This is a genomic window from Methylosinus sp. KRF6 (genome assembly GCF_018887255.1).
Classification (GTDB): domain Bacteria; phylum Pseudomonadota; class Alphaproteobacteria; order Rhizobiales; family Beijerinckiaceae; genus Methylosinus; species Methylosinus sporium.
This window is the reverse complement of record NZ_JAHLJF010000001.1, coordinates 1,733,794-1,758,657: the sequence shown is the minus strand read 5'-3', so window position 1 is coordinate 1,758,657 and position 24,864 is coordinate 1,733,794. Positions and strand designations below refer to the sequence as shown.

The 24,864-nt window shown below is 66.6% G+C and carries 25 protein-coding genes; 17 read left to right on the top strand and 8 right to left on the bottom strand.

Annotation, left to right across the window (positions count from 1 at the left end; translation table 11 throughout):
* Positions 1 to 37 precede the first annotated feature (37 nt).
* The 16 genes from KP010_RS08445 (at position 38) to KP010_RS08370 (ending at position 18,166) form a co-directional block, all read left to right on the top strand.
* Positions 38 to 898, top strand: a complete 861-nt coding sequence (locus KP010_RS08445; RefSeq protein WP_142862960.1) for an NADP-dependent methylenetetrahydromethanopterin/methylenetetrahydrofolate dehydrogenase — start codon at positions 38 to 40, stop codon at positions 896 to 898.
* A 17-nt stretch (positions 899 to 915) separates the two neighbouring features.
* Entirely contained in the window at positions 916 to 1,545 is a 630-nt protein-coding gene (gene fchA / locus KP010_RS08440) for a methenyltetrahydrofolate cyclohydrolase (RefSeq protein ID WP_108915553.1), read from the top strand.
* A gap of 48 nt (positions 1,546 to 1,593) precedes the next feature.
* Positions 1,594 to 2,763, top strand: coding sequence for a malate--CoA ligase subunit beta (locus KP010_RS08435; RefSeq protein ID WP_142862961.1), 1,170 nt, complete (start codon positions 1,594 to 1,596; stop codon positions 2,761 to 2,763).
* A gap of 22 nt (positions 2,764 to 2,785) precedes the next feature.
* Complete coding sequence (gene sucD, locus KP010_RS08430) at positions 2,786 to 3,673, top strand: succinate--CoA ligase subunit alpha (RefSeq protein WP_142862962.1); 888 nt, start codon at positions 2,786 to 2,788, stop codon at positions 3,671 to 3,673.
* A gap of 187 nt (positions 3,674 to 3,860) precedes the next feature.
* The gene (locus tag KP010_RS08425; protein WP_142862963.1) at positions 3,861 to 6,611 is read left to right on the top strand and encodes a phosphoenolpyruvate carboxylase; all 2,751 of its coding nucleotides are present in this window, start codon (positions 3,861 to 3,863) and stop codon (positions 6,609 to 6,611) included.
* 27 nt (positions 6,612 to 6,638) lie between these two features.
* Positions 6,639 to 7,613 carry a CoA ester lyase gene (locus tag KP010_RS08420; RefSeq protein ID WP_142862964.1) on the top strand — a complete coding sequence of 325 codons (975 nt, stop codon included), beginning with the start codon at positions 6,639 to 6,641 and terminating at the stop codon, positions 7,611 to 7,613.
* Positions 7,614 to 7,830: 217 nt separating this feature from the next.
* Positions 7,831 to 8,265, top strand: coding sequence for an endonuclease domain-containing protein (locus KP010_RS08415; protein WP_142862965.1), 435 nt, complete (start codon positions 7,831 to 7,833; stop codon positions 8,263 to 8,265).
* A gap of 220 nt (positions 8,266 to 8,485) precedes the next feature.
* Positions 8,486 to 9,763: a glycerate kinase gene (locus KP010_RS08410; protein ID WP_108915558.1), complete on the top strand. Its 1,278-nt coding sequence runs from the start codon at positions 8,486 to 8,488 to the stop codon at positions 9,761 to 9,763.
* Between the two features lie 49 nt (positions 9,764 to 9,812).
* Positions 9,813 to 9,986 (top strand): hypothetical protein, encoded by a 174-nt coding sequence (locus KP010_RS08405; protein ID WP_158271729.1) that lies wholly within the window; start codon positions 9,813 to 9,815, stop codon positions 9,984 to 9,986.
* A gap of 11 nt (positions 9,987 to 9,997) precedes the next feature.
* Positions 9,998 to 10,756, top strand: coding sequence for a metal ABC transporter ATP-binding protein (locus KP010_RS08400; protein ID WP_108915637.1), 759 nt, complete (start codon positions 9,998 to 10,000; stop codon positions 10,754 to 10,756).
* The gene (locus tag KP010_RS08395; protein WP_142864715.1) at positions 10,746 to 11,615 is read left to right on the top strand and encodes a metal ABC transporter permease; all 870 of its coding nucleotides are present in this window, start codon (positions 10,746 to 10,748) and stop codon (positions 11,613 to 11,615) included. The genes KP010_RS08400 and KP010_RS08395 overlap by 11 nt, the downstream gene beginning before the upstream one ends.
* A 1-nt stretch (position 11,616) precedes the next feature.
* Positions 11,617 to 12,552, top strand: coding sequence for a metal ABC transporter substrate-binding protein (locus tag KP010_RS08390; protein WP_142864714.1), 936 nt, complete (start codon positions 11,617 to 11,619; stop codon positions 12,550 to 12,552).
* 83 nt (positions 12,553 to 12,635) lie between these two features.
* Positions 12,636 to 13,187 (top strand): DUF3617 family protein, encoded by a 552-nt coding sequence (locus KP010_RS08385; RefSeq protein WP_142864713.1) that lies wholly within the window; start codon positions 12,636 to 12,638, stop codon positions 13,185 to 13,187.
* 10 nt (positions 13,188 to 13,197) lie between these two features.
* Positions 13,198 to 14,307 (top strand): GTP-binding protein, encoded by a 1,110-nt coding sequence (locus KP010_RS08380; RefSeq protein WP_142864712.1) that lies wholly within the window; start codon positions 13,198 to 13,200, stop codon positions 14,305 to 14,307.
* Positions 14,308 to 14,479: 172 nt separating this feature from the next.
* Positions 14,480 to 16,759: an NADP-dependent malic enzyme gene (locus KP010_RS08375; protein WP_166141115.1), complete on the top strand. Its 2,280-nt coding sequence runs from the start codon at positions 14,480 to 14,482 to the stop codon at positions 16,757 to 16,759.
* Positions 16,760 to 16,861: 102 nt separating this feature from the next.
* Positions 16,862 to 18,166 (top strand): UDP-glucose/GDP-mannose dehydrogenase family protein, encoded by a 1,305-nt coding sequence (locus KP010_RS08370; RefSeq protein ID WP_142864220.1) that lies wholly within the window; start codon positions 16,862 to 16,864, stop codon positions 18,164 to 18,166.
* Between the two features lie 77 nt (positions 18,167 to 18,243).
* Here the strand turns inward: KP010_RS08370 and KP010_RS08365 are convergent, their stop codons facing one another.
* The 3 genes from KP010_RS08365 to KP010_RS08355 are packed head-to-tail and all read right to left on the bottom strand — an operon-like array spanning position 18,244 to position 20,654.
* A complete protein-coding gene (locus KP010_RS08365; RefSeq protein ID WP_142864219.1) occupies positions 18,244 to 19,113 on the bottom strand; it encodes an alpha/beta hydrolase fold domain-containing protein in 870 nt (289 codons plus the stop codon).
* A gap of 6 nt (positions 19,114 to 19,119) precedes the next feature.
* Positions 19,120 to 20,013 carry a tetratricopeptide repeat protein gene (locus KP010_RS08360; protein WP_142864218.1) on the bottom strand — a complete coding sequence of 298 codons (894 nt, stop codon included), beginning with the start codon at positions 20,011 to 20,013 and terminating at the stop codon, positions 19,120 to 19,122.
* Complete coding sequence (locus KP010_RS08355) at positions 20,010 to 20,654, bottom strand: thiamine phosphate synthase (RefSeq protein WP_142864217.1); 645 nt, start codon at positions 20,652 to 20,654, stop codon at positions 20,010 to 20,012. The genes KP010_RS08360 and KP010_RS08355 overlap by 4 nt, the downstream gene beginning before the upstream one ends.
* A 156-nt stretch (positions 20,655 to 20,810) precedes the next feature.
* Here KP010_RS08355 and KP010_RS08350 point away from each other — a divergent pair, with 156 nt between their 5' ends.
* On the top strand, positions 20,811 to 21,497 hold the full coding sequence (locus KP010_RS08350) for a response regulator (protein ID WP_142864216.1): 687 nt from the start codon (positions 20,811 to 20,813) through the stop codon (positions 21,495 to 21,497).
* A gap of 10 nt (positions 21,498 to 21,507) precedes the next feature.
* Here the strand turns inward: KP010_RS08350 and KP010_RS08345 are convergent, their stop codons facing one another.
* From KP010_RS08345 to KP010_RS08325, 5 genes are all read right to left on the bottom strand, one after another.
* On the bottom strand, positions 21,508 to 21,765 hold the full coding sequence (locus KP010_RS08345) for a hypothetical protein (RefSeq protein WP_142864215.1): 258 nt from the start codon (positions 21,763 to 21,765) through the stop codon (positions 21,508 to 21,510).
* A 106-nt stretch (positions 21,766 to 21,871) separates the two neighbouring features.
* Positions 21,872 to 22,168 carry a hypothetical protein gene (locus tag KP010_RS08340; protein ID WP_216280731.1) on the bottom strand — a complete coding sequence of 99 codons (297 nt, stop codon included), beginning with the start codon at positions 22,166 to 22,168 and terminating at the stop codon, positions 21,872 to 21,874.
* 108 nt (positions 22,169 to 22,276) lie between these two features.
* Positions 22,277 to 23,035, bottom strand: coding sequence for an RDD family protein (locus KP010_RS08335; RefSeq protein ID WP_185966586.1), 759 nt, complete (start codon positions 23,033 to 23,035; stop codon positions 22,277 to 22,279).
* Positions 23,036 to 23,078: 43 nt separating this feature from the next.
* On the bottom strand, positions 23,079 to 23,333 hold the full coding sequence (locus tag KP010_RS08330; protein WP_185966585.1) for a hypothetical protein: 255 nt from the start codon (positions 23,331 to 23,333) through the stop codon (positions 23,079 to 23,081).
* Positions 23,333 to 24,760 (bottom strand): Do family serine endopeptidase, encoded by a 1,428-nt coding sequence (locus KP010_RS08325; protein WP_142864212.1) that lies wholly within the window; start codon positions 24,758 to 24,760, stop codon positions 23,333 to 23,335. Before KP010_RS08325 ends, KP010_RS08330 begins: the two co-directional genes overlap by 1 nt.
* Positions 24,761 to 24,864: the final 104 nt, after the last annotated feature.

The window sequence follows — 24,864 nt, the reverse complement described above, 5'->3', positions numbered from 1 at the left end:
GCCCGGCCATGACGGCCAGCCTTTCGCAGGAACTGCTATGACTCAAAAGCTGCTCTTCCTTCTCGACACCGATGCGGTCCCCAGCGTGTTCGACACGGTCGTCGCCTATGACGGCGGCGCGGATCACGTCATCGGCTACGCCAATGTGACGCCTGCGAATGTCGGCGCGCTGGTCGATGGCGCGATCTACACGCGCGGTCCGAAGGAGAAGCAGTTCACCGCGCTCTTCGTGGGCGGCGGCGATATGGTCGCCGGCGAGACCTTGTTCAAAGCGGTGCGCAAGCGCTTCTTCTCGAATTTCCGCGTCTCCGTGATGCTCGACTCCAACGGCTCCAATACGACGGCGGCCGCGGGCGTGGCGCTGCTCGCCAAGGCCAAGCCGCTCGCCGGCAAGAAGGCCATCGTGCTCGCCGGCACCGGCCCGGTGGGTCTGCGCGCCGCGGCCTTCCTGCATTCGGAGGGCGCCGAGGTCGCCATCACCTCGCGCCAGAAGTCGCGCGCCGACGCTGCGGCGGCCGCGCTGCAGGAGCGTTTCGGCTTCACGCCCACCGCGATCGAGGCGGTGGATAACGCCGCCCGCGCCGCGGCGGTGAAGGGAACCAATATCGTCTTCGCGGCCGGCGCCATCGGCGTGCAGCTGCTGGAAGAGAAGGATTGGCAGAACGATCCGACGATCGAGCTGCTCGCCGACGTCAATGCGCAGCCGCCGCTCGGAATCGGCGGCGTCGAGGCGACCGACAAGGCGAAGGAGCGTCACGGCAAGATCGTCATCGGCGCGCTCGGCGTCGGCGGCTTGAAGCTGAAGCTGCATCGCGCCTGCATCAGCCAGCTGTTCGAAGCCTCGGACAAGGTGCTCGACGCCGAGGAAATCTACGCGCAAGCCAAGGCCAACGCCTGACCTGAGGATCGACGAGAATGACCAAGGACGAAACGATCGGCAAATTTCTCGACGATCTCGCCAGCGAGCGCCCGACGCCGGGCGGCGGCGGCGCCGCCGCGGTGATGGGCGCGATCGGCGCGGCGCTGGTGTCGATGGTCGCCAATCTCACCATCGGCAAGAAGAATTACGAAGCCGTCGAGGAAGATCTGAAGGCGGCCCGGGCCGAGGCGGAGCGCGTTCGCGCCGAGCTGACCGCGGCGATCGAGGAAGACGTCGTCGCCTTCAATTCTGTGATGGGGGCCTATGGCCTGCCGCGCGCCACTGATGAGGACAAGGCCGCGCGCTCGGCCGCCATTCAGGCCGCGCTGAAGGACGCCACGCTCGCCCCGCTGCGCGCCGTGAAAGCCTGCTTCGAGGTGATCGTTCTCTCCGAGGCCGCTGCCGACAAGGGCAATCTCAACGTTATCAGCGACGCCGGCGTCGCCGTTCTCGCGGCCAATGCCGGATTGCGGAGCGCCGCTCTCAACGTCTACATCAATGCAAAGGCGATCAAGGATCGCGATTTCGCCGAAAAGCAGATCGCCGAGGTCGAGGCTCTGCTGGCCGCGGCGGCCGAGAAGACGGAGGCCGTCTACAAGGTCGTGAGAGACAAGATCGGCTCGTGAGATTTCGTCGCGCAAAGCGGCGACAAAAACTGCAAGGGGAGTGGAAACATGGACGTCCATGAGTATCAAGCCAAGGAATTATTGGCGAGCTGCGGCGTCGCCGTGCCCCCCGGCACCGTCGCTTTCAGCCCCGACCAGGCCGTTTACGCGGCGACCGAGCTCGGCGGCTCGCATTGGGTGGTGAAGGCGCAGATTCACGCTGGCGCGCGCGGCAAGGCGGGCGGCGTCAAGCTGTGCCGCACCTATCACGAGGTTCAGCAGGCCGCGCGCGAATTGCTCGGCAAGCGTCTCGTCACCAAGCAGACCGGGCCGGAAGGCAAGCCGGTGCAGCGCGTCTATGTCGAGCTCGCCGATCCTTACGAGCGCGAGCTCTATCTCGGCTTCGTGCTCGACCGCAAGCTCGAGCGCGTGCGCGTCATCGCCTCCAAACATGGCGGAATGGAGATCGAGGAGATCGCCAAGACCGATCCGGACGCGATTCTTCAGGTCATCGTCGAGCCGGCCGTCGGCCTCCTGCCCTTCCAGGCGCGCGAGCTGGCCTTCCAGCTCGGCTTGAACCTCAAGCAGGTCTCGCGCGCGGTGCAGTCGATCCTCGGCGCCTATCGCGCCTTCCGCGACAATGACGCGACCATGCTGGAGATCAATCCGCTGGTCGTCACCAAGGACGACAAGGTGCTCGCGCTCGACGCGAAAATGTCCTTCGACGACAATGCGCTGTTCCGTCGCCGCAACATCGTCGACATGAACGATCCCTCGCAGTCCGACCCACGCGAGGCGCAAGCGGCCGAACATGCGCTGAACTATATCGGCCTCGATGGCGAGATCGGCTGCATCGTCAATGGCGCCGGCCTCGCGATGGCGACGATGGACATGATCAAGCACGCCGGCGGCAATCCGGCGAACTTCCTCGATGTCGGCGGCGGCGCCTCGGCCGAGCGCGTCGCGACGGCCTTCCGCCTCGTGCTCTCCGACTCGAATGTGAAAGTGGTGCTGGTCAATATCTTCGCCGGCATCAACCGCTGCGACTGGGTCGCGCAGGGCGTCATCGACGCGGTGAAGGCGACCAACATCACCGCGCCGCTGGTCGTGCGTCTCGCCGGCACCAATGTCGAGGCCGGCCGCAAGCTGCTCGACGAGAGCGGCATCAATGTCATCACCGCCGATTCGCTGGCCGACGCCGCCCAGAAGGCCGTCGCCGCCTATCGCTCCGTGAAGTGAGCGGCGAGGCCGGGAGGAAACAATGAGCATTCTGATCGACGAAAAGACCCCGATCCTCGTCCAGGGCATCACCGGCGACAAGGGCAGCTTCCACGCCAAGGAGATGATCGACTACGGCACCAATGTCGTCGCCGGCGTCACTCCGGGCAAAGGCGGGAAGACCGTGCATGGCGTGCCGATCTTCGACACGGTGCGCGAGGCGGTGAAGCAGACCGGCGCGACGACCAGCATCACTTTCGTGGCCCCGCCATTCGCGGCCGACGCGATCATGGAGGCGGCGGACGCCGGCATTCATCTCATCTGCTCCATCACCGACGGCATTCCGGCTCAGGACATGATGCGCGTGAAGCGCTATTTCCTGCGCTATCCGCGCGAGCGCCGGCCGATGATGGTCGGGCCGAACTGCGCCGGCATCATCAGCCCCGGCAAGGCGATGCTCGGCATCATGCCCGGCCATATCTACAAGCAGGGCAATGTCGGCCTCATCTCGCGCTCCGGCACGCTCGGCTATGAGGCGGCTTCGCAGCTCAAGGAGCTCGGGCTCGGCATCTCGACCTCGGTCGGCATCGGCGGCGATCCCATCAACGGCTCGTCCTTCCTGGATCATCTCGTGCTGTTCGATCAGGACCCGGAGACGGAAGCCGTGCTCATCATCGGCGAGATCGGCGGTCCGCAAGAGGCCGAGGCCGCGGCCTGGATCAAGGAGAATTTCTCCAAGCCGGTGGTCGGCTTCGTCGCCGGCCTCACGGCGCCGAAGGGCCGCCGCATGGGCCATGCCGGCGCGATCATCTCGGCGACCGGCGACAGCGCCGCGGAGAAGACCGAGATCATGAAGTCCTACGGCCTCGCCGTCGCGCCGAGCCCGGCGGAGTTCGGCTCGGCCGTCGCCTCCGTGCTGAAGCGCGCGTGACGAAAAAACGGCCTCTCCCCGTTCTGCGGGGCGAGGCCGAGCGAGGGTGAAAGGCTCGGGGCGTCGCGCGCCATGCAGATGACGCCGGCGCATTCCTCCTGTCATCCGAGTTCGGGATAAAGCCCCGGCCCCTCACCCGGCCTCTCCCCGCAAAACGGGGAGAGGAGCAAACCGCCAGGAAGACTGCATGACCGCCGACCCGAAGGTCTCATTGTCCGAATCGACCTCGTCCGCCGCCCCTTCGGCGCTGGCGACGCGATCGGTCAAAGAGGCGGCGGCCTTTCTGTTCGACCAGCTCGTCGGCGTGGCGCAGCGCCATCAGCCGGAAATCGCGCCCGTGCTGCGCGGCTTCGCATCCTCCGCCGGCTTGCCGCCGGCGCTGCTGGGGCGCGCTCTGCAGGCGCAGGGCATTTGGTTCCAGCTTCTGTCGATCGCCGAGCAGGCCTCGGCCATGCGCCGCCGCCGCACCATAGAGCGCGCCAAGGGCCGCGACGAATTGCTCGGCTCCTTCGCCCATGTTCTGGCCGACGCCGCCAAGGCCGGCGTCACCGCCGACGAGATTCGCGCGCAGCTCAAATCGCTGCGCATTCGCCCGGTCATCACCGCGCATCCGACCGAGGCCAAGCGCGTCACCGTCCTCGAGAAGAATCGCAAAATCTATCTGCTGCTCAAGGATCTCGAATCCTCGCGCTGGACCGATCGCGAGCGCGCCGCCCGCATCGGCGCCGTCGGCGATCAGATCGAGCTCTTGTGGCTCACCGGCGAATTGCATCTCGAGAAGCCGACCGTCGAGCACGAGGTCGCCTGGGGCCTGCATTTCTTCGCCGAAAATCTCTTCGATCTCGCGCCGGAAATGCTCGCCTCCTTCGAGAGCGCGCTCGCCGCTCATTATCCCAATGAGCGCTTCGACATCACGCCCTTCTTCCAATTCGGCTCCTGGATCGGCGGCGACCGCGACGGCAATCCTTTCGTCACCAATGCGGTGACGCGCGAGACCATGGTCGTCAACGCGCTCGCCAGCCTCGATTATTATCGCCAGCGCATTCTCGATCTCGCCCGCGTCCTGTCGATCAGCGAAGGCTCGGTGACGATCCCGGCCGAGTTCCGCGCCGCGCTCGAGGCGGAGCTGGCGCAGGTCGAGGACGCCGACAGGATCAAGACGCGCAATCACGGCGAGGCCTTCCGGCAATATCTCACCTGCGTGCTGCGCAAGCTCGACGAGACGATCCTCGCCACCAAGGGCGAAGGCCGCGGCAAGGCGCGCTACGGCAACGCCGACGAGCTGATCCGCGATCTTCGCATTCTGGAGCAGGCGCTGATCGAGAGCCGCAGCCCTTCGCTCGCCAATGACATGGTGCGGCCGGTGCGGCGCGCGGTGGAGATTTTCCGCTTCAGCACCGTGCGTCTCGATCTGCGCGAGAACACGACGCGCACCAATAATGCACTGCGCGACATTCATCGCATCAAGACCGGCAAGGATGCGCCGGACGTGGATTCGCCCGAGTGGCAGGCCTGGCTCATCGCCGAGCTGGCGCAGCCGCGCAATGGCGTCGTCCTCACCGGCCTCTCGCCGGAGTCGCAGGACACGCTCGACATGTTCGCGCTGGTCGCGGACATGCGCTCGCGCCTCGATCGCGAAGCCTTCGGCAGCTTCATCCTCTCCATGACGCATTCGGTCGCCGATGTTCTCGGCGCCTATGTGCTGGCCAAGGAGGGCGGGCTCTATCTGGACGACGCCGGCCTCGAGCTGTGCACCCTGCCGATCGTGCCCTTGTTCGAGACGATTCCCGATCTGCGCGCCGCGCCCGTCATCATGCGCGAGTTGCTGCGCGTGCCCGTCGTGCGTCGCAGCACGCGCTGGCAGGGCAATGTGCAAGAGGTGATGATCGGCTATTCCGACTCCAACAAGGACGGCGGCTTCATGTCGTCCAATTGGGAGCTGGCGAAAGCGCAATCCAAGCTGACGCGCCTCGGCGAGGAGCTGGGCGTCGCCATCGCCTTCTTCCACGGCCGCGGCGGCTCGGTCAGCCGCGGCGGCGCGCCGACCGGACACGCCATCGCCGCGCAGCCCGCGGGCTCCATTCGCGGCCGCTTCCGCGTGACGGAGCAGGGCGAGGTCGTCTCCTTCAAATACGCCAATCGCGGCACCGCCTCCTATCAGCTGGAGCTGCTGGCAAGCAGCGTCTTCGCCCATGCGCTGAAGTCCGAGCGCGAGGATGCGCTGGTTCCGCGCGCGGAGTTCGACGATGCGCTGGAGGCGCTTTCCGGCGCCTCGCTCGCGGCCTATGGCAAATTTATCGCCGATCCCGATCTCGTCGCTTATTTTCAGGCGGCGAGCCCGCTCGAGGAAATCTCGCTGCTCAATATCGGCTCGCGGCCGGCGCGTCGTTTCGGCGCGCGCAGCCTCGCGGATCTCCGCGCTATTCCTTGGGTCTTCGCCTGGGCGCAGAATCGCCACGCCATCACCGGCTGGTATGGCGTCGGCTCCGGCCTCGCGAGCTTCATCGAGGTGCGCGGCGAGCGCGGCCTGCAGCTGCTGCATCGCATGTTCGAGGATTCACGCCTCTTCCGCCTCATCCTCGACGAGGTGGAGAAAACGCTGGCGATGGTCGATCTCGGCATTGCGCGGCAATACGCCTCGCTGGTCGCCGACGAAGCCGTGCGCAAGAAGATCTTCTCGGCGATCGAGGCCGAATATCATCTCACTTGCGAGAGCGTGCTGCGCATCACCGGCGGCGGCGAGATCGGCGCGCGCTTCACCGACTATCAGGCGCGGCTCGCGCATCGCCTCGCCACCATCAACGAGGTCAACCGCGAGCAGGTGGAGTTGCTGCGCCTGTTCCGCACCACCGAAGAGGAAGCGCTGAAGGAGGAATACAAGTCGGCTCTGCTGCTGTCGATCAGCTGCATCGCCGCCGGCCTCGGCGCCACCGGATAAGCTCTTACACAGGGAAAGGGAGTCATCATGAGTTTCACTTTGATCGAGCAGGCGACGCCGCGTCTCCATCGCTCCGAGCTGGCCGTTCCGGGCTCCGCCCCCGGCATGTTCGAGAAGGCCGCGGCCTCCAAGTCCGACCAGGTCTTCCTCGACCTCGAGGACGCCGTGGCGCCGGACGACAAGGAGCAGGCGCGCAAGAACATCATCCAGGGCCTCAACGAGATCGATTGGGGCAATAAGACGATGACGCTGCGCATCAATGGTCTCGACACGCATTTCTGCTATCGCGACGTCGTCGACGTCGTCGAGGCCTGCCCGCGTCTCGACGTGATCCTCATTCCGAAGGTCGGCGTTCCGCAGGACGTCTACGCCATCGACATGCTGGTCACGCAGATCGAGAGCTACAAGAAGCGCACCAAGCGCATCGGCTTCGAGCTCTTGATCGAGACCGCGCTCGGCATGGCCAATGTCGAGGCGATCGCTCAGGCTTCGAAGCGCAATGAGGCGCTCTCCTTCGGCGTCGCCGACTACGCCGCTTCGACCCGCGCCCGCACCACCGTCATCGGCGGCGTGAACCCGGATTACGGCGTTCTCTCGGACAAGGACGCCGAGGGCAATCGCCAGTATTTCTGGGCCGACCAGTGGCATGCAGCGCAGACGCGCTTCCTCGTCGCGGCGCGCGCCTATGGCCTGCGTCCGATCGACGGTCCCTTCGGCGACTTCGGCGATCCCGACGGCTATATCGCCGCCGCCAAGCGCGCCGCGGTCCTCGGCTTCGAGGGCAAGTGGGCGATTCATCCCTCGCAGATCGATCTGGCCAATCAGGTCTTCACGCCTTCCGAGGCGGAAGTGAAGAAGGCCCGCCGCATTCTCGTGGCGATGGAGCAGGCCGCCAAGGAAGGCCGCGGCGCCGTGTCTCTCGACGGCCGCCTGATCGACATCGCCAGCATCCGCATGGCCCAGGCGCTGATCGACAAGGCGGATCAGATCGGCGCCGCGTAAGGCGGGACAATCGGCCCGGCCCTCATCCGACCCCGCCAAAGCCCGTCGCTTGCGACGGGCGTCCTACAGGACGCCCTTGGCGGGGCTGCCTTCTCCCGCCCTGCGGGAGAAGGGAGAACGGCGAGGGTGGGGATATTACGAGAATCGTCGGGCGCGCTCCTTCTCCCACTCGTGGGAGAAGGTGGCCCGGCGAAGCCGGGTCGGATGAGGGCTCTTCATGCCCGCACGAGTCTCGAAGTCGAAGACAGCATTCGCTCGACGCTTGCGGCGCGAGATGACGAACGCGGAGGAAATCCTCTGGCGTTCGTTGCGCGGCTCGGCGCTCGATGGATTGAAATTTCGGCGGCAAGTCCCGATAGGGAGTTATGTCGCCGATTTTCTCTGTATCGAACATAGGCTGATCGTCGAGCTGGACGGCCGGCCGCATGAACAAGAAGACCAACGCCGCTATGACGCCATTCGCGACCAATGGCTGCGTGACAATGGCTACCATGTTCTCCGCCTCGACAATGATCTCGTCATCGGCGGCGGCAATATTCCGCTGGGGCGGATTCGGGAAGCGATCGCAAATCGTCGCGGACCCTCATCCGACCCGACTTCGTCGGGCCACCTTCTCCCACAAGTGGGAGAAGGGAGAACACGAAGATCGTAGCGTGCCTTTTCCTTCTCCCGCAGGGCGGGAGAAGGTGGCTCTCGCGTTAGCGAGGGTCGGATGAGGGCCGGCGAAGAGAACCGGATTCCGTTGGAAACTCTTCGCGAGGCGGCTAAGAACATTTCGGATCGGCGAGAGCCCTCATCCGACCCCGCTCCGCGGGGCCACCTTCTCCCGCCGTGCGGGAGAAGGGAGAACGTCGAGATTTAGGGATTAGACTATGTCTGACGACTACCGCACGCTTCTCCGCGCCATGTTCGACGCCGCTGTCGGCGCGGCGCATCCGTCCGTCTGCTTGCCGGCCTTCCTCGAGAAGATCGCGCCGCCCAAAGGCCGCACCATCGTCGTCGGCGCGGGCAAGGCGGCGGCCTCCATGGCCGCGGCGGTCGAAGCGCATTGGCCGCATCCGATCGAGGGCCTCGTCGTCACCCGTTACGAGCATGGCGCTCCCACCTCCAAGATCGAGGTGATCGAGGCCTCGCATCCGGTGCCGGACGCCGCCGGCCGCGCCGCCGCGGGCCGTATCCTGCAAAAAGTTCAGGGCCTCACCGAGGATGATCTCGTGCTCGCGCTCATCTCCGGCGGCGGCTCGGCGCTGATGGCGCTGCCGGCGGACGGCGTCAGCCTCGAGGAGAAGCAGGCCGTCAACAAGGCGCTGCTGAAAAGCGGCGCGACCATTTCCGAGATGAATTGCGTGCGCAAGCACCTCTCCGCCATCAAGGGCGGACGTCTCGCCCGCGCCGCCGCGCCGGCCAAGGTCGTCGCGCTGATGATCTCCGACGTGCCGAATGACGATCTCTCCGTCATCGCCTCCGGCCCCACAGTGCCGGACCCGACGACGCGCCAGGACGCGCTCGCCGTCATCGCCAAATATAAGATCGATGCGCCGGCCGCCGTGCTCGCCTATCTGTCGACCGACGCCTGCGAGACGCCCAAGCCCGGCGACAAGATTTTCGATCGCGTCGAGAACATTCTCGTCGCGACGCCGCAAGGCTCGCTGGACGCCGCCGCCGCAGTGGCGAGCAAGGCCGGCTTCACGCCGCTCATCCTCGGCGATCTCGAGGGCGAATCGCGCGATGTCGCGCTGGTGCATGCCGGCATCGCCCGGCAGATCGCCCGCCATGCGCAGCCGATCGCGCCGCCCGTCGCCATCATCTCCGGCGGCGAGACCACCGTCACTGTGCGCGGCAATGGCAAGGGCGGCCGCGACGCCGAGTTCCTGCTGGCGCTGACGCTGGCGCTCGAGGGGTTCGGCGGCATTTCCGCCATCGCCTGCGACACGGACGGGATCGACGGCAGCGAGGACAATGCCGGGGCGATCATGACCGCCGACAGCTTCGCGCGGGCGGCGGCGCAGGGCGTCGATCTCAAGGCGCTGTTCGCCAATAATGACGCCTATACCGCCTTCGAGAAGCTCGGCGATCTGCTCGTCACCGGCCCGACCCGCACCAATGTGAACGACTTCCGCGTCATTCTGGTGCCCGGGCGCGCGAGTTGACGGCATTCCGAGCTTGCCGGCGTCGGGTGTAATAATATAACATTCGGAAATGAACCGTCCGCAATCGGCGCTTTTCCATAAGCACGCGCCCGCCGCTCACGCGCAGGCCGCGCGCCCCGACGACCGCGTCTCGTTCCTGCGCCTCTCGGCGGGCGAGCGGCTCCTCGCCGCCGCCGCCGTATCGGCGTTGCTGTGGGCCGGCGTCTATTGGGCGCTGAACTGAAGGCGCGATTCATGAGCGCTGGAGCGATCCGGCTGGAGAATGTGACGCTCGGCTATGAGCGCCGCCCGGCGGTGCATCATCTTTCCGGCGTCGTCGAGGCCGGCGCGGCGCTCGCCGTCTGCGGGCCCAATGGCGCCGGCAAATCCACCCTGCTGAAAGGCCTCGCCGGTCTGCTCGCGCCGCTCGGCGGGCGCATCGCCTTCGACGGGCTCGCGCCGCGCGATATCGCCTATCTGCCGCAGGCGGCCGAGATCGATCAGGCCTTTCCGATCGATGTGCTGGATTTCATCTGCATGGGCGCGATGCGCCGCATCGGCCTCTTCGGCCGCATCGGGCCGCAGGAGCGCGCGCGCGTCGCCGCGGCGATCGCCGCCGTCGGTCTCGACGGCTTCGAGGACAGGCAGATCGGCACGCTCTCCGGCGGCCAGATGCAGCGCGCGCTGTTCGCGCGGCTTTTGGTCGAGGATCGCCCGGTCATTCTGCTCGATGAGCCTTTCGGCGCCATCGACGCCGCCACCATCGACGATCTGGTGCGAATCATCGCCCGCTGGCGCGAGGAGCGCCGCACCGTGATCGCGGTTCTGCACGAGCTCGATCTCGCCCGCCGGGTCTTTCCGCAGGCGCTGCTGCTGGCGCGCGAGCCCCTGTTCTGGGGCGCGACGCAAGAGGCCTTGTCCGAGGCCCGCCTCGCCGAGGCGAGTCGCATGGTCGAGGCTTTCGACCGCGATGCGGAGGAATGCCGGCGCGACGAGACTCCCGATGCTGCATGATCTCTTCATCGCGCCTTTCTTCGATTATGAGTTCATGCGCCGCGCCCTCATCGGCGCGGTGGCGCTCTCCGTCTCCGGCTGTCCGCTCGGCGTGTTTCTCATTCTGCGGCGCATGTCGCTGGCCGGCGACGCGCTCTCGCACGCCATATTGCCGGGCGCGGCGCTCGGCTATCTCGCCTGCGGCCTGTCGCTGCCGGCCATGACCTTTGGCGGCCTGCTCGCCGGCCTCGCCGTCGCCGTCGCCTCGAGCGCGGCGGCGCGCTGGACGGCCTTGCGCGAGGACGCTTCGCTCGCGGCTTTCTATCTCGTCTCGCTGGCGCTCGGCGTCGCCCTCGTCTCGCTCAAGGGCTCGAATGTCGATCTCCTGCATGTGCTGTTCGGCTCGGTGCTGGCGCTCGACGACGCCACTCTGATTTTCCTCGCCGCCATTGCGAGCGTCACGCTCGCGGCGCTCGCGCTCGCCTATCGGGCGCTGGCGCTGGACACTTTCGATCCTTTGTTCGCGCGCCGCGTCACCCCTTTGGGGGAATGGATTCCCTTCGCCTTTCTGGCGCTGGTGGTGCTCAATCTGGTGGCCGGATTCCACGCGCTCGGCACGCTGATGGCGGTCGGAATCATCATGCTGCCGGCCGCCTCGGCGCGGCTGTGGACCCGCGGTCTCACCGGGGCGCTGCCGCTGGCGGCGGCGATCGGCGCCGCCTCTTCCTATTTCGGCCTCGTCCTGTCCTTCCATTCCGGCCTCGCCGCGGGGCCGGTGATCATCCTCATGGCGGGCGGCGCTTATTTCCTCTCTTTGATTTTCGGAAAGACAGGCGGCGTGATTCGCTTGCGGAGGCCGAAGCGACATTTGGAGGGATGACATGGAATCGTTGCGCGAGACGTCCTCGAAATTTCCCGGCCCCCTGAGCCTCGTGACGCGTCGCGCCGTGCTGGCGACATTCGCGCTCCTCGCCTCGCCGCTGCGCGCCCAGCCCGCGCCGCCGCCGCCGCCCCGGCTTCCCGTCGTCGCCAGCTTTTCCATTCTCGGCGATCTCGTCCGCATCGTCGGCGGCGATCGCGTCGACGTCGCGACCATTGTCGGGCCGGACGGCGACGCCCATGTCTATCAGCCGAGCCCGCAGGACGGGCGCCGCCTCGCCGCGGCGAAGCTCGTCTTCGTCAACGGCCTCGGCTTCGAAGGCTGGATCGACCGCCTCGTCTCCGCCTCCAAGACAAAGGCGCGCATCGTCACCGTGAGCCGGGCCGTCACGCCGCGCAAGGATGGCGAGGGGGTCGATCCGCACGCCTGGCAGGATGTCGCCAATGTGAAAATCTATGCCGCCAACATAAGAGACGCGCTCATAGAGGCCGATCCCGACGGCGCCGAGCGCTATCGGATCAATGCGGCGCAATATCTCCATGCGCTCGGCGCGCTCGACGCCGAGATCGTCGCGGCGATCGACGCCATTCCGCGGGCGCGCCGCCGCGTCGTCTCCACCCATGACGCTTTCGGCTATTTCGCCGCGCGCTATGGCGTGGAATTCATCGCCCCGCAGGGCGTCTCCACCGACGCCGAGGCGAGCGCGCGCGACATCGCCCGCATCGTCGATGCGGTGAAGGCGCATAAGGTCGCGGCTGTGTTCCTCGAGAATGTCGTCGATCCGCGCTTCGCCAAGCGCATCGCCGCGGAAACGGGAGCCAAGGTCGGCGGCACGCTCTATTCGGACGCGCTCTCCGCGCCGGACGGCCCGGCGCCGAACTATCTTCGGCTGATGCGCTTCAATGTGACGCAATTGACCCAGGCGCTGAGGCCCTGAGGTCGCCGACGACTTTCGGCCGGGTTTTCGTCTATACTGCGCGAAGGGCGCGAGATTGCCGCGCGTCGCGGAGCCTTGTTCTCATGCATTGTCCCTTTCCTCTCGGCGTGGCCGGCGCCATCTTGGCCTTGTCCGTCGTAGCCGCTGCGGCGGACGAGTTTCCGCGCCGCAAGGCGGGGCTGTGGCGGATCGAGCATACGCAGGGCGCCGCCGCGCGCCTCGTCGGACAGATGGAGACCTGCGTCGACGAAAAGACCGACGACCTCTTGCGCCAGCGCTTCGGCGGGCAGGAGCAGCAATGTGAGAAGATGAGCTTCCGGCGAGAGGGCGACAAATATCGCATGAGCTCGGTCTGCAAGATCGGCGACCGCGTGGCGACGACGGAGGGGACTTTCACCGGCAGCTTCCAGTCCGCCTATCGCGCCGAGCTGCATATGACTTTCGACCCGCCGTTGTCCTCGCGCGCCCCCTCCGACATTGTGATGGAGGCGAAATGGCTCGGTCCCTGCAAGCCGGGGCAGAAGCCCGGCGATGTGGATGCGCCGGCGCTGAAGGCGCTCGGCGGCCCGGGCGGACAGATGAACATGCAGGAGCTCATGAAAATGCGCGATCAGCTCCGCAAAGGCGCGCAATAGGAGCAGCCCCTTGACCGACAAGATTCCCGTCACCGTCCTCACCGGCTATCTCGGCGCCGGCAAGACGACTCTTCTCAACCGCATTCTCACCGAGCAGCACGGGCGGCGCTACGCCGTCATCGTCAACGAGTTCGGCGAGATCGGCATAGACAATGACCTCGTCGTCGGCGCGGACGAGGAAATCTTCGAGATGAACAATGGCTGCATCTGCTGCACCGTGCGCGGCGATCTCATCCGCATCATCGAAGGTCTGCTGAAGCGCCGCGGCAAATTCGACGCCATCATCGTCGAGACGACCGGCGTCGCCGATCCGGCGCCGGTGGCGCAGACATTCTTCGTCGACGCCGATGTGAAGGAGGCGGCGCGGCTCGACGCCGTGGTGACGCTCGCCGACGCCAAATTTCTGGCGCAGCGTCTCGCCGATGCGCCGGAGGCGAAGAATCAGATCGCTTTCGCCGACGTCATCGTGCTGAACAAGACCGATCTCGTCACGCGCGAGGAGCTCGCCGAGGTGGAAGGACGCATTCGCGCCATCAATCCTTATGCGACGCTGCATCATGCGGTGAAGGCGCAAGTGCCGATCGCGGCGGTGCTGGAGCGCAATGCTTTCGATCTCGATCGCATATTGGAGATCGAGCCGCAGTTCCTCGAGGCGGAGGATCATGACCACCATGATCATGAACATGATCATCATGAGCACGATCACGAGTGCGGGCCGGATTGCAGCCACGATCATCATCACGAGCACGACCACGACCACCATGAGCACGCGCATCACGATGATCACGGCCATGGGCTGAAGCATTATCACGATGAGGAGATGGGCTCGGTCTCCATCCTCCACGAAGGCGAGCTCGATCCCAATGTCTTCGTGCCCTGGCTCAATGAATTCGTGCAGCGCGAAGGCGCGGATATTCTGCGCTGCAAGGGCATCGTCGCCTTCACCGGCGAGCCGAAGCGCTTCGTCTTCCAGGGCGTGCATATGATTTTGGACGGCGATCTGCAGCGCGACTGGCGCCCGGACGAAAAGCGCAGCGCCCGCCTCGTCTTCATCGGACGCAAGCTGAAGGAAGAGGCGATCCGCGAGAGCTTCGAGACGGAAGTGCTGCGGCGGATGTAGCTTCCGGCGGTCTCCCGCGCCTGCGGCGGATTTTTGTCGGCCGAAAGACGACGCCCGTCGCGCGCGCGACGGGCGGAAGCGGCGCGCCGCCGCGACCTTCGGCATATTGTCGTCGCAAACCTCTTGCTAACTGCCGCCGGCAATCCGATGATTCGGAACGAGAGGGTGAAAAATGGCCGAAAAGCCGCCGAAACGCGAACGTCCGGTCTTCACCGACAAGGAGGCGCTGCTCTATCACTCGCGCGGGCGGCCCGGCAAAATCGCCGTCGTGCCCACCAAGCCGATGGCCACGCAGCGCGATCTCTCGCTCGCCTATTCGCCCGGCGTCGCCGCGCCCGTGCTGGCCATAGCGGAAAGCCCGTCCCTCGCTTTCGACTATACGGCCAAGGGCAATCTCGTCGCCGTCATCACCAATGGCACGGCGATCCTCGGCCTCGGCAATCTCGGCGCGCTCGCGGCCAAGCCCGTGATGGAAGGCAAGGCGACCTTGTTCAAGCGCTTCGCCGATATCGACTCCATCGATCTCGAGATCGACACGCAGGAGGTGGAGGCCTTCATCGCCGCCGTGCGCTATCTCGGCCCTTCCTTCGGCGGCATAAATCTCGAGGACATCAAAGCGCCCGAGTGCTTCGTCATCGAGGAGCGCCTGCGCGAATTGATGGACATTCCCGTCTTTCACGACGATCAGCACGGCACGGCGATCATCTCCAGCGCCGGCCTGTTGAATGCGTTGCATCTCACCGGCCGCGACATAAAGAACACGCGCCTCGTCTGCAATGGCGCGGGCGCCGCCGGCATCGCCTGTCTCGATCTCGCCAAGGCCATGGGTTTCGCGCCGCAGAATGTCATTCTCTGCGACACGAAAGGCGTCGTCTATCGCGGCCGCGTCGAGGGCATGAATCAATGGAAGAGCGCCCATGCCGTCGAGACGAGCGCGCGCACGCTCGCCGAGGCGCTGGACGGCGCCGATATTTTCTTCGGCCTCTCGGTGAAAGGCGCGCTGACGCCCGACATGTTGAAGACCATGGCGCCGGACCCGATCGTCTTCGCAATGGCCAATCCCGATCCCGAGATCACGCCGGAGGAGGCGCTCGCCGCGCGGCCGGACGCCATCGTCGCCACGGGACGCTCCGACTATCCCAATCAGATCAACAATGTTCTGGGTTTCCCGTATATTTTCCGCGGCGCGCTCGATGTGCGCGCCAAGACGATCAATATGGAAATGAAGATCGCCGCGGCGAAAGCCCTCGCCGAGCTCGCGCGTGAGGATGTGCCGGACGAGGTCGCCAACGCCTATCAGGGCGCGCGCCCGCGCTTCGGCCGCGACTATATCATCCCCGCGCCTTTCGATCCGCGCCTGATCGCCATCGTGCCGCCGGCGGTGGCGCGCGCCGCGATGGATTCGGGCGTCGCGCGCCATCCGATCGTCGATATGAACGTCTATCGCGCCGAGCTGTCCGCGCGGCGCGATCCGATCGCCGGGCTGATGCACACGATCTATGACCGCGTGCGGCGCGATCCCAAACGCGTCGTCTTCGCCGAGGGCGAGGAGGAGCAGGTCATTCGCGCCGCGCTCTCCTTCGTCGCGCAAGGATTGGGCCGCGCCATTCTCGTCGGCCGCGAGGAGCGCGTGGCGCAGATGGCCAAGAGCGCCGGATTGGAGCTCGGCGATCAGATCGAGGTGCACAACGCCAAGCTCTCCTCGCGCAATGGCGTCTATGCGCAATTTCTGTTCGAGCGGCTGCAGCGCAAGGGCTATTTGTTCCGCGATTGCCAACGCCTCATCAACACCGACCGCAATCATTTCGCCGCGGCCATGGTGGCGCAGGGCGACGCCGACGCGATGGTGACCGGCGTCACCCGCAATTTCTCCAATGCGCTCGAAGATGTGCGCCATGTCGTGGATCAGAAGCCGGGACACAGGCTCATCGGCGTCTCGCTGGTGCTGGCGCATGGGCGCATCGTCGTCGTCGCCGACACGGCGATCACCGAAATGCCCGAGGCCGCCGACCTCGCCGATATAGCGATAGAGGCGGCCGGGGTGGCGCGGCGCATCGGCCTCGAGCCGCGCGTCGCCATGCTGGCCTTCTCCACTTTCGGCTATCCGCCGGGCGAGCGCACCGCCCGCGTCCATGATGCGGTGCGCGCGCTCGACGCTCGACGCGTCGATTTCGAATATGAGGGCGAAATGGCGGCCGATGTGGCGCTCAATCGCCACGCAATGGCGGCCTATCCGTTCTCGCGTCTCAGCGACACCGCCAATGTGCTGGTCATGCCGGCCTTTCATTCGGCCTCCATTTCGACCAAAATGCTCCAGGAGCTGGGCGGGGCGACCGTGCTCGGTCCCTTGATCGTCGGGCTCGACAAGCCGATCCAAATCGTTCAATTGGGCGCGACCGACGCCGATATCGTCAATATGGCCGCTTTGGCGGCTTTCGGGGTCGGAGGTTAGGGCCGGCCCGCCGGCGCGCGGCCCGAACTGCCATTTTGTCATGGCGACGAAATAGTTTCGCTGCAATGACACTCCATTGGACCGAATGAGAGACCACATACGATGAACATCACCATGATCGGATCGGGCTATGTCGGCCTCGTATCCGGCGCCTGCTTCGCCGATTTCGGCCATGTCGTGACCTGCGTCGACAGCGACGCCTCCAAGATCGAGCGGCTGCTGCGCGGCGAAATTCCGATCTACGAGCCCGGCCTCGACGAGCTCGTCGCCAATAATGTGAAGCAGAGCCGCCTGTTCTTCACCACCGATCTCACCCCCGCCGTGCGCGGCGCGGACGCCGTGTTCATCGCCGTCGGCACGCCCTCGCGCCGCGGCGACGGCCATGCCGATCTCTCCTATGTCTACGCCGCCGCCGAGACGATCGGACGCGCGCTCGACAAATTCACCGTCATCGTCAACAAATCTACGGTTCCCGTGGGCACGGGCGACGAGGTCGAGCGCCTCATCCGCGAGGTCAATCCCAAGGCCGATTTCGCGGTCGTCTCCAATCCGGAATTTTTGCGCGAAGGCGCGGCGATCGAGGATTTCAAGCGCCCGGACCGCGTCGTCATCGGCGTCGAGGACGACCGCGCCCGCGAGGTGATGGCGGAAATCTACCGTCCGCTGAGCCTCAACCAGCCGCCGCTGGTCTTCGTCGGCCGCCGCACTTCCGAGCTCACCAAATATGCGGCCAACGCCTTTCTCGCCACCAAGATCACCTTCATCAACGAGGTCGCCGACCTCTGCGAGAAAGTGGGCGCGGATGTGCAGGATGTCGCGCGCGGCATCGGCCTCGACAATCGCATCGGCTCGAAATTCCTGCACGCCGGGCCGGGCTATGGCGGCTCTTGCTTCCCCAAGGACACGCTCGCCCTGCTGAAGACCGGCCAGGACTATTCCGCGCCGCTGCGCATCGTCGAGACCGTCGTCGCGGTCAATGATTCCCGCAAGCGCGCCATGGCGCGCAAAGTGATCTCGGCGCTCGGCGGCTCGGTGCGCGGCAAGAAGATCGGCCTGCTCGGCCTCGCCTTCAAGCCCAATACCGACGACATGCGCGACGCGCCTTCGCTCGCCATCGTGGCCTCGCTCGCCGGCGACGGCGCCAAGGTCCACGCCTATGACCCCGAGAGCATGGGTCAGGCGAAGCCGCTGATGCCGGAAGTGATCTTCTGCGACGACCCTTATCAGACGGCGGAAGGCGCCGATGCGCTGGTCATCGTCACCGAATGGGACGCGTTCCGCGCGCTCGATCTCGATCGCGTCAAGACGCTGCTGAAGACGCCGGTGATCGTCGATCTGCGCAACATCTACCGCGCGGCCGACATTCGCAAACGCGGCTTCACCTATCTGAGCGTCGGCCGCGAGTAAGGCGGAACACGGCGGAATATCGAGCCGCCCGCCCGGCGCTCCTCCCGCTCGCGCGGGAAGAGCGCCGGGCGGGCGGTTCAGTCTCCGGCGCAGCGTGCGAGAAACGCGGCCGCTTCGCGCAGCGAGGCGCGCGCCTCCGGCATGAAGGCGACGCCCAATTGCCAGCCATGCGGCACAGACGCGAAAATCGTCAGCTCCACCTTTGTTCCCGCCGCTGCGGCGCGCTCGGCGAGACGGCGCGAATCGTCCAGCAGCAGCTCGTCCGCGCCCACATGCAATAGGAGCGGCGGCAGGCCGGTGAGGTCGCCGAACAGCGGCGAGGCTTCGAGCTCGCGCGCGCTCGCCTCGCCGAGATATTGCCGCGCGGCCAGCCGCAGCGCGCGCCGCGTGAAGATCGGGTCTTTCCCCTCATTGTCGCGCGTCGAGGCGCCGCTCGCGGAAAGATCGGTCCAGGGCGAGAACAGCGCCGCCGCGCGCGGCAACGGCAGGCCGCGCGCGCGCAGCCGCAGCATCAGCGCCAGCGCCAATCCGCCGCCGGCGGAATCTCCGGCGAGCATGAGCGGCCCCAGCGCTACGAGGCGCTCATAGGCGGCGGTCACATCGTCGAGCGCGGCCGGAAAACGATGCGCGGGCGCCAGCCGATAGGCGGGGGTGAAGACGTCGAAACCGGCCCGCGCGAAAAAACGCGCGGTCGAGCGGTAGAGGCGCGGCGACCCGGCCATGAAGGCGCCGCCATGGAGATAGAGCAGCGTCGCCGCCTCGGCGGAGCCCGTTCTGATCCATTCTCCGGGCGTTTGCGGATCGGTCTCCGCGGCGCCGGCCGGAGGCCAGGGCCAGCGCAGATTCAGCGCCCGGACGGCCGCTTCGTCTCCCGCATCGCCGCTAAGACGCGGGCGCAGGAAGCGCCGCAGGACCGCGCGCGACAGACGCGCCGAAAGGCTCGCCATGGCGCGCTATTTCGTGGCGGCCGGCGCGGCGGGCGCGGGCTTTTGCGCGGCCGCCGTGGTCGCCGCCAGCAGCGCGTCGAGCTTGTCGTCGACGAGGCCGGCCGCCTTGGCGCGGCTGTTCCACAGCATGGCCTCGGAATGATTTTTCTCGACTCCGAGTCCTTCCGCCAGCAAGCGCGCCAGCCGATTTTGCGCAACGATATTGCCGGCCGTGGCCGCCCGCCGCAGCAGCTTCACCGCATCGGCGCGGTCGCGCGCGACGCCGACGCCGTTGAACTCCATGATCGCGAATTCCACCATGGCGGCGGTGTGGCCGGCCTCGGAGGCCTTGCGCAGCCAATTGGCCGCCTCGGCGGGATCGGCGGCGACCCCGCGGCCGGTCTTATAGAGCAGCGCCAGCGCATAGGCGGCGTCGGAATTGTCGAGCTGCGCCGCGCGCCGGAAATAGCCGATGGCGCGCGCAAAATCGGGCTCCTTGCCGTCGTTCTCGAGCGAGGCCTCGCCGAGCAGCTCGAGCGCCGCTGGATGGTCCTGCGCTTTCTCGAGATAGGCGCGGGCGAGCGCGTGGTCCTTGGCGATGTCGCGGCCGGTGAGCGCCGCCGCGCCGAAGAAATAGGCCGCGTCCCGGCCGCCGGCGTCGGCGGCGCGGCGAAACCATTGCATCGCCTGCGCCCGGTCGCGCGCCACGCCTTGCCCATCGAGATAGAGCCGGCCGATCAAGGTCAGAGCGGCGGCGTCCTTGGGATTTGCGGCGAGGCGCTTCTCCGCCTCGCCTCTGGCGGCGACGAAGTCACCGCGCTGATAGGCCCCGAAGGCGAGATCGGCGGCGGGCGGCGTCGACTCGGCGGCCGGGGCGGGGCTCGCCAGCAGGGCGAGAGCGAGGGCGAGGCGCGCTCTCATCGCCCCGCCTCGCGGGCGAGCCGCGCGGCGTCGCGAACGGCCTCGGCGGGGCCGCGGGGATCGTCCCACACGGCCTCGGCCAGCAAAACGAATTCCGCGCCGGCGGCGGAGAGCGGGCCGACCTCCGCAAGGCTGCGCGCAAAGGCGACGCAGGGCGTGTTGAAAATCTCCGCCCACCAGGCGATGCGCGCGGCGGTCCATTCGAGCGGCGGCGGCGCGCCATTCTCGCCGACATCGCCGAAGAGGAGATAATCCGCGCCCGCCTCGCCGGCCCGCATCGCCTCGTCGCGGGTCGAAAGACCGCCCACCCCGACGATATAATCCGGCGAGAGGCGCTTCGACGCCGCGGCGAGGCGCTTCTCGTCATAGGGAAGATGCAGCCCGTCCGCGCCGCAGCGCGAGACGAGCTCTGGATCGCCCTCGATCAGCAGAGCGACGCCTGCGGGCTGCGTGATTTCGGCGATGGCGCCCACGGCGCGCTCCGCCGCCGACCCTTCCAGATTGTCGAGGCGCAGCAACAGGCTCGCGACCTCGGCGGCCGCGAGCGCCGCGGCGAGGCGCGGCAAAAAGGCCTCGACCTCGGCGAGGCGGGGCGTCGCCAGATAGAGGCGGGCGAAGTCTTCGGATCGAGCTTGCGTCATCGGCTCGTTTCTAGTGCGCTTTCCGATCGAACGGAATCGTTCGATCGTTCGGCGGTGGCGGCGGCCGGATCAATTCGGCGCGAATCGGCGCCGTTGTATGGCGCCGCGGAGCGGATTATGCGACTGCGGCAGAGAAAGACAGAGCGGCGAAACGGCATGAGCGGCCCGCGCATATTGATCGTCGACGACGAACCGCAAATGTTGCGCGTGCTGCGGCCCGCGCTCGCCGCCAGCGGCTATGAGACGCTGGAGGCCGCGACCGGCCGCGAGGCGCTGAAGGCGATCGCCGCCCATGCCCCGGACGCGGTTCTGCTCGATCTCGGCCTGCCGGATATGGACGGCAAGGAGGTTCTGCGCCGGGCGCGCGCCTTTTCGCAGGTTCCGATCATCATTCTCTCGGCGCGCGAGCGCGAGGCGGAGAAGATCGCCGCGCTGGACGCCGGCGCCGACGATTATGTCGAAAAGCCCTTTTCGATCGGCGAATTGCTGGCGCGGTTGAGGGCCGCGTTGCGTCATGGCGGGAAAACCGCGGCCGAGGCGAGCGAGATAGAAAGCGGCGGGCTGCGCATCGATCTCGGCCGACGCCTCGTGACCCGCAACGGCGTCGTCGTGAAGCTGACGCCCAAGGAATATGAGCTGTTGGCGACGCTCGCGCGCCATGCCGACCGCTTGCTCACCCATCGGCAGATATTGACGGCGGTATGGGGCCCCGCCCATGGCGAAGACACGCAATATTTGCGTGTCTTCATCGGCCAATTGCGCGCCAAGATCGAAGAGGACGCCGCGGCGCCGAAAATCCTCGTGACCGAGCCCGGAGTCGGCTATCGTTTCGTGCGGCTATGACAGCGAAAGCTCAACGCGGCTTGCGGCAGACGACGCGCAGCGCCTTGCCCTCGGCGAGCCCGCCGTGGGATTCGACCGGGACGTAACGGCAGCGGTCTTCCGCGTGCTCGGCGAAGACGGCCGGCTCGGCGATCGGCGCAGCATTGCGCGACAGCAGCGCCTTGGTCCCGGCGAGGGCGACGGTCGCGCCGAGAATGACGAAGGCGATCTTCACGGCGGAAGCGGTCTCGACGGGGCGCGACGCGAATTCGGTGACGGCGAAGGTCATTGTCTCATCCTCGGAAGGCGCGTGTCCGGGCGGCTCGCCCAGCGCATGAGGGGGGGTTTACGACGGCCGAGGCCCGGCGTTTGTGCGCGAGGACACAGAGCGCCGATCAAGACGCCTTGCGGCAGATCCAGCGCGTGACATGGCCGCGCACGCCATAGCCTTCGTCGATCTCGACCACGACGCGGCGACAGACGTCCTGCGTCGCCTCGGCGTCGGCGAGAGCGACGGATTCGGCGATCGGCGCGACGGGCGCGCTCGGGAGAATGGGGGCGGCGACGCTCCGCGCCGTGAAAGCCTTGGCGCCGGCGAGCGCGACAGTGGCGCCGAGAATGACGAAGGCCATCCGCATGGCGGCGGCGGTCTGCACAGGGCGCGAAGCGAGTTCCGAAACGGCGAAGGTCATTGTCTCTACTCCCCCAGCGTCGCGGGCTTCATGCCCGTCGAACGATGCTGTTTCTAAGGGAGCGGCGGCTGCGTGTTTGTGCGTAGGCGCACAGGGGAGAAAATCGCGTCAGTCACGCACGACGGCGCCGCCGATGAGACGGTCGTAATAGGCGTCGGCTCCGCGCGCTATGTCGATCGCGGCCCAGAGAAAGGCGCGAGCGACGGGCGCCGCGACCGTCGCATAGGCCTCGAAAAACTGCGAGAGATCGAGCCGCTCCCATAGGCCGAAGGGCGGCAGCGTGGCGATCCAGGCGTCGAATGCGACGCCGGGCGCGAGCGGAGCGAACATAGCCGCATAGCGAATGACGAGGCGACGCCGGTCGAGGATCACAACATCCTCGGCGATGAGGCGAAGCCCGGCGAGGCGTCGCCCCAATGTGCGGCCGCCGTCGCGCTCGAAAAAAATGCGCATGGCTGCGAAGAGCGGCAGGATGAAGAGCGACAGATCGAGAATGGCGCCCGGGCGTCCGCTGGCGTCGAGGGGGATGTCGACCGCTTCTTCCCGAGCGACAGCGTCGATGCGCGTCCGGCGGCCGATCTTGGCGGATCGTGAATAGGGCGCGCCGAAGAGGCTCTCGGCGCATTCGGTCACGAAATCGACTCGAAAGCTCTGCGGGATCGGCAAGCCGAGGGGCGGCGCGGCGCGCGACTGGCATAGCGTCGAGCCGAAACCGGAGGACGCCCGAATATGGCCGTCGGTCAGCCAAAAGCCGGCGACGCCGGCGAGCTGCAGCAGGAAGGCGACGAGCGTCATGTCGATCGTGAAGGCGATCATCCGACGAAAAATTCCGCCGCGCAGCAATCCATCGTCTCGGATGGAGAACATGAAAGGACCTTGGACGAAATAGACGCAAAGACGAGGGCGACGGTCAGCGATCCGCTTGCGAGCGGATCGGTACGCCGTCACCCCGAGTGACGACATGCTTGACGGAACGAATTGTGTAACGCTTCGGCGCCGTTGCGGAGCCGGGCGGATCGTTCGGATCGAGGCGCGGCCAGCCTTCGTCGTCGAAACGCTCGCCGACCGCGACCGATGGAAACGGGCTCGCCGCGCGCAGTATCGCTATTGGGCGATGCTCGCCCGATATGTCGCAGAGCCCGAGGCGATATTCGATACGGTCCATTACCCCCCGACCACCGTCGTGATCACCTGCCCCTCGCGGGCGAGCGTGATCTTCCAATAATAATGGCGGTTGATCGTCGCCCGCTCGAGGTCGCGCGTCGTTCCGATCTTCTCGTCATTGACGACGAGAATCACGTCGCCCTTTTGCAGATTGAGCTGCGCGGCGACCGATTGCGGATCGATCTCCGCCACCACGACGCCATTGGCCGCGCCCTGCACGGAGAATTCCTCGAGCACGGCGGGCGAGATATTGACGACCGTCGCGCCGGCGAAGGGCGAAGGGCCTTTCACCTTCACCGCGTCGCGCGCGGGGACTTCCGGGGCGGCGGAGAGCCTCAGAGGCACGGCGATGGTCTTGCCGGCGCGCAGCACGCCGAGCGTCGCCTGTCCGCCGAGCGGCTTGGTGGCGAGGCGATAGCCGACCGCCTCCGGATCGTCCGCCGATTGGCCGTCGACGGCGACGATGACGTCGCCGCGCTTCAAGCCGGCCTCCAGCGCCGGGCCCTTGGGGTAGAGATCGGCGATCAGCGCGCCGGCGGGGCGCTCGAGGCCGAGGCTGTCGGAAATCTCCTTGGAGAGATTTTGCAGCGTCGCGCCCAGCCACGGGCGCTTGACCTGCTTGCCGCCGCCCTTGGCCGCCGCCACGACGATCTTGACCATATTGACGGGGATGGCGAAGCCGATGCCGACCGAGCCGCCCGATTTGGAGAAGATCGCCGAATTTATGCCGATGACGCGTCCGCTCATATCGACGAGAGGGCCGCCGGAATTGCCGGGATTGATGGAGGCGTCGGTCTGGATGAAGAAGCCATAGTCGGAAATGCCGACCTGCGTGCGCGCCAGCGCCGAGACGATGCCCTGCGTCACCGTCTGCCCGACGCCGAAAGGATTGCCGATGGCGAGGACGAGATCGCCGACCTCGAGCGCGTCCGAATCGCCGAGCTCCATCATCGGATAGGTCGCGGCCTCGGTCAGCTTCAGCACGGCGAGATCGGTGCGCGGATCGCGCAGCAGGATTTTCGCCGGTATCTCGCGCTTGTCGGAGAGCGAGACCTTTACGTCGGTCATGCCTTCGATGACATGATTATTGGTGACGACGAGGCCCGAGGCGTCGACGATGACGCCGGAGCCGAGTGATTGCGCCGTCGGCCCACGCTGGCCGCCGCCGCCCTCGCCGAAGAAGCGGCGGAAGATCGGATCGTCGAAGAAAGGATTGGCCGGCCGCTGCTCGACGCGCGTCGCGAAGACATTGACGACGGCGGGCGTCGCTTTTTTCACGATGGGCGCGAAGGATAGAACGACATCGGCGCGCGACTGGGGCAGCGCGCGCTCCTGCTGGGGCGCGAGTAGGGCCTCCGCCAGCGCCGCCGGAGCGGCGAGCGTGAGCATGGCGAGAGCCGCAATGAATTGGCGCCGAAGAAAAATCATCGATCGTCCTCTCGGGGTGCGATTCGTGGGGCGAGATTCGGGTCCGCATATTAGCCCGAAAAGCGTCAGACTCGTGGAATTCGCGTGAGCGCGTAGGGGCGGCG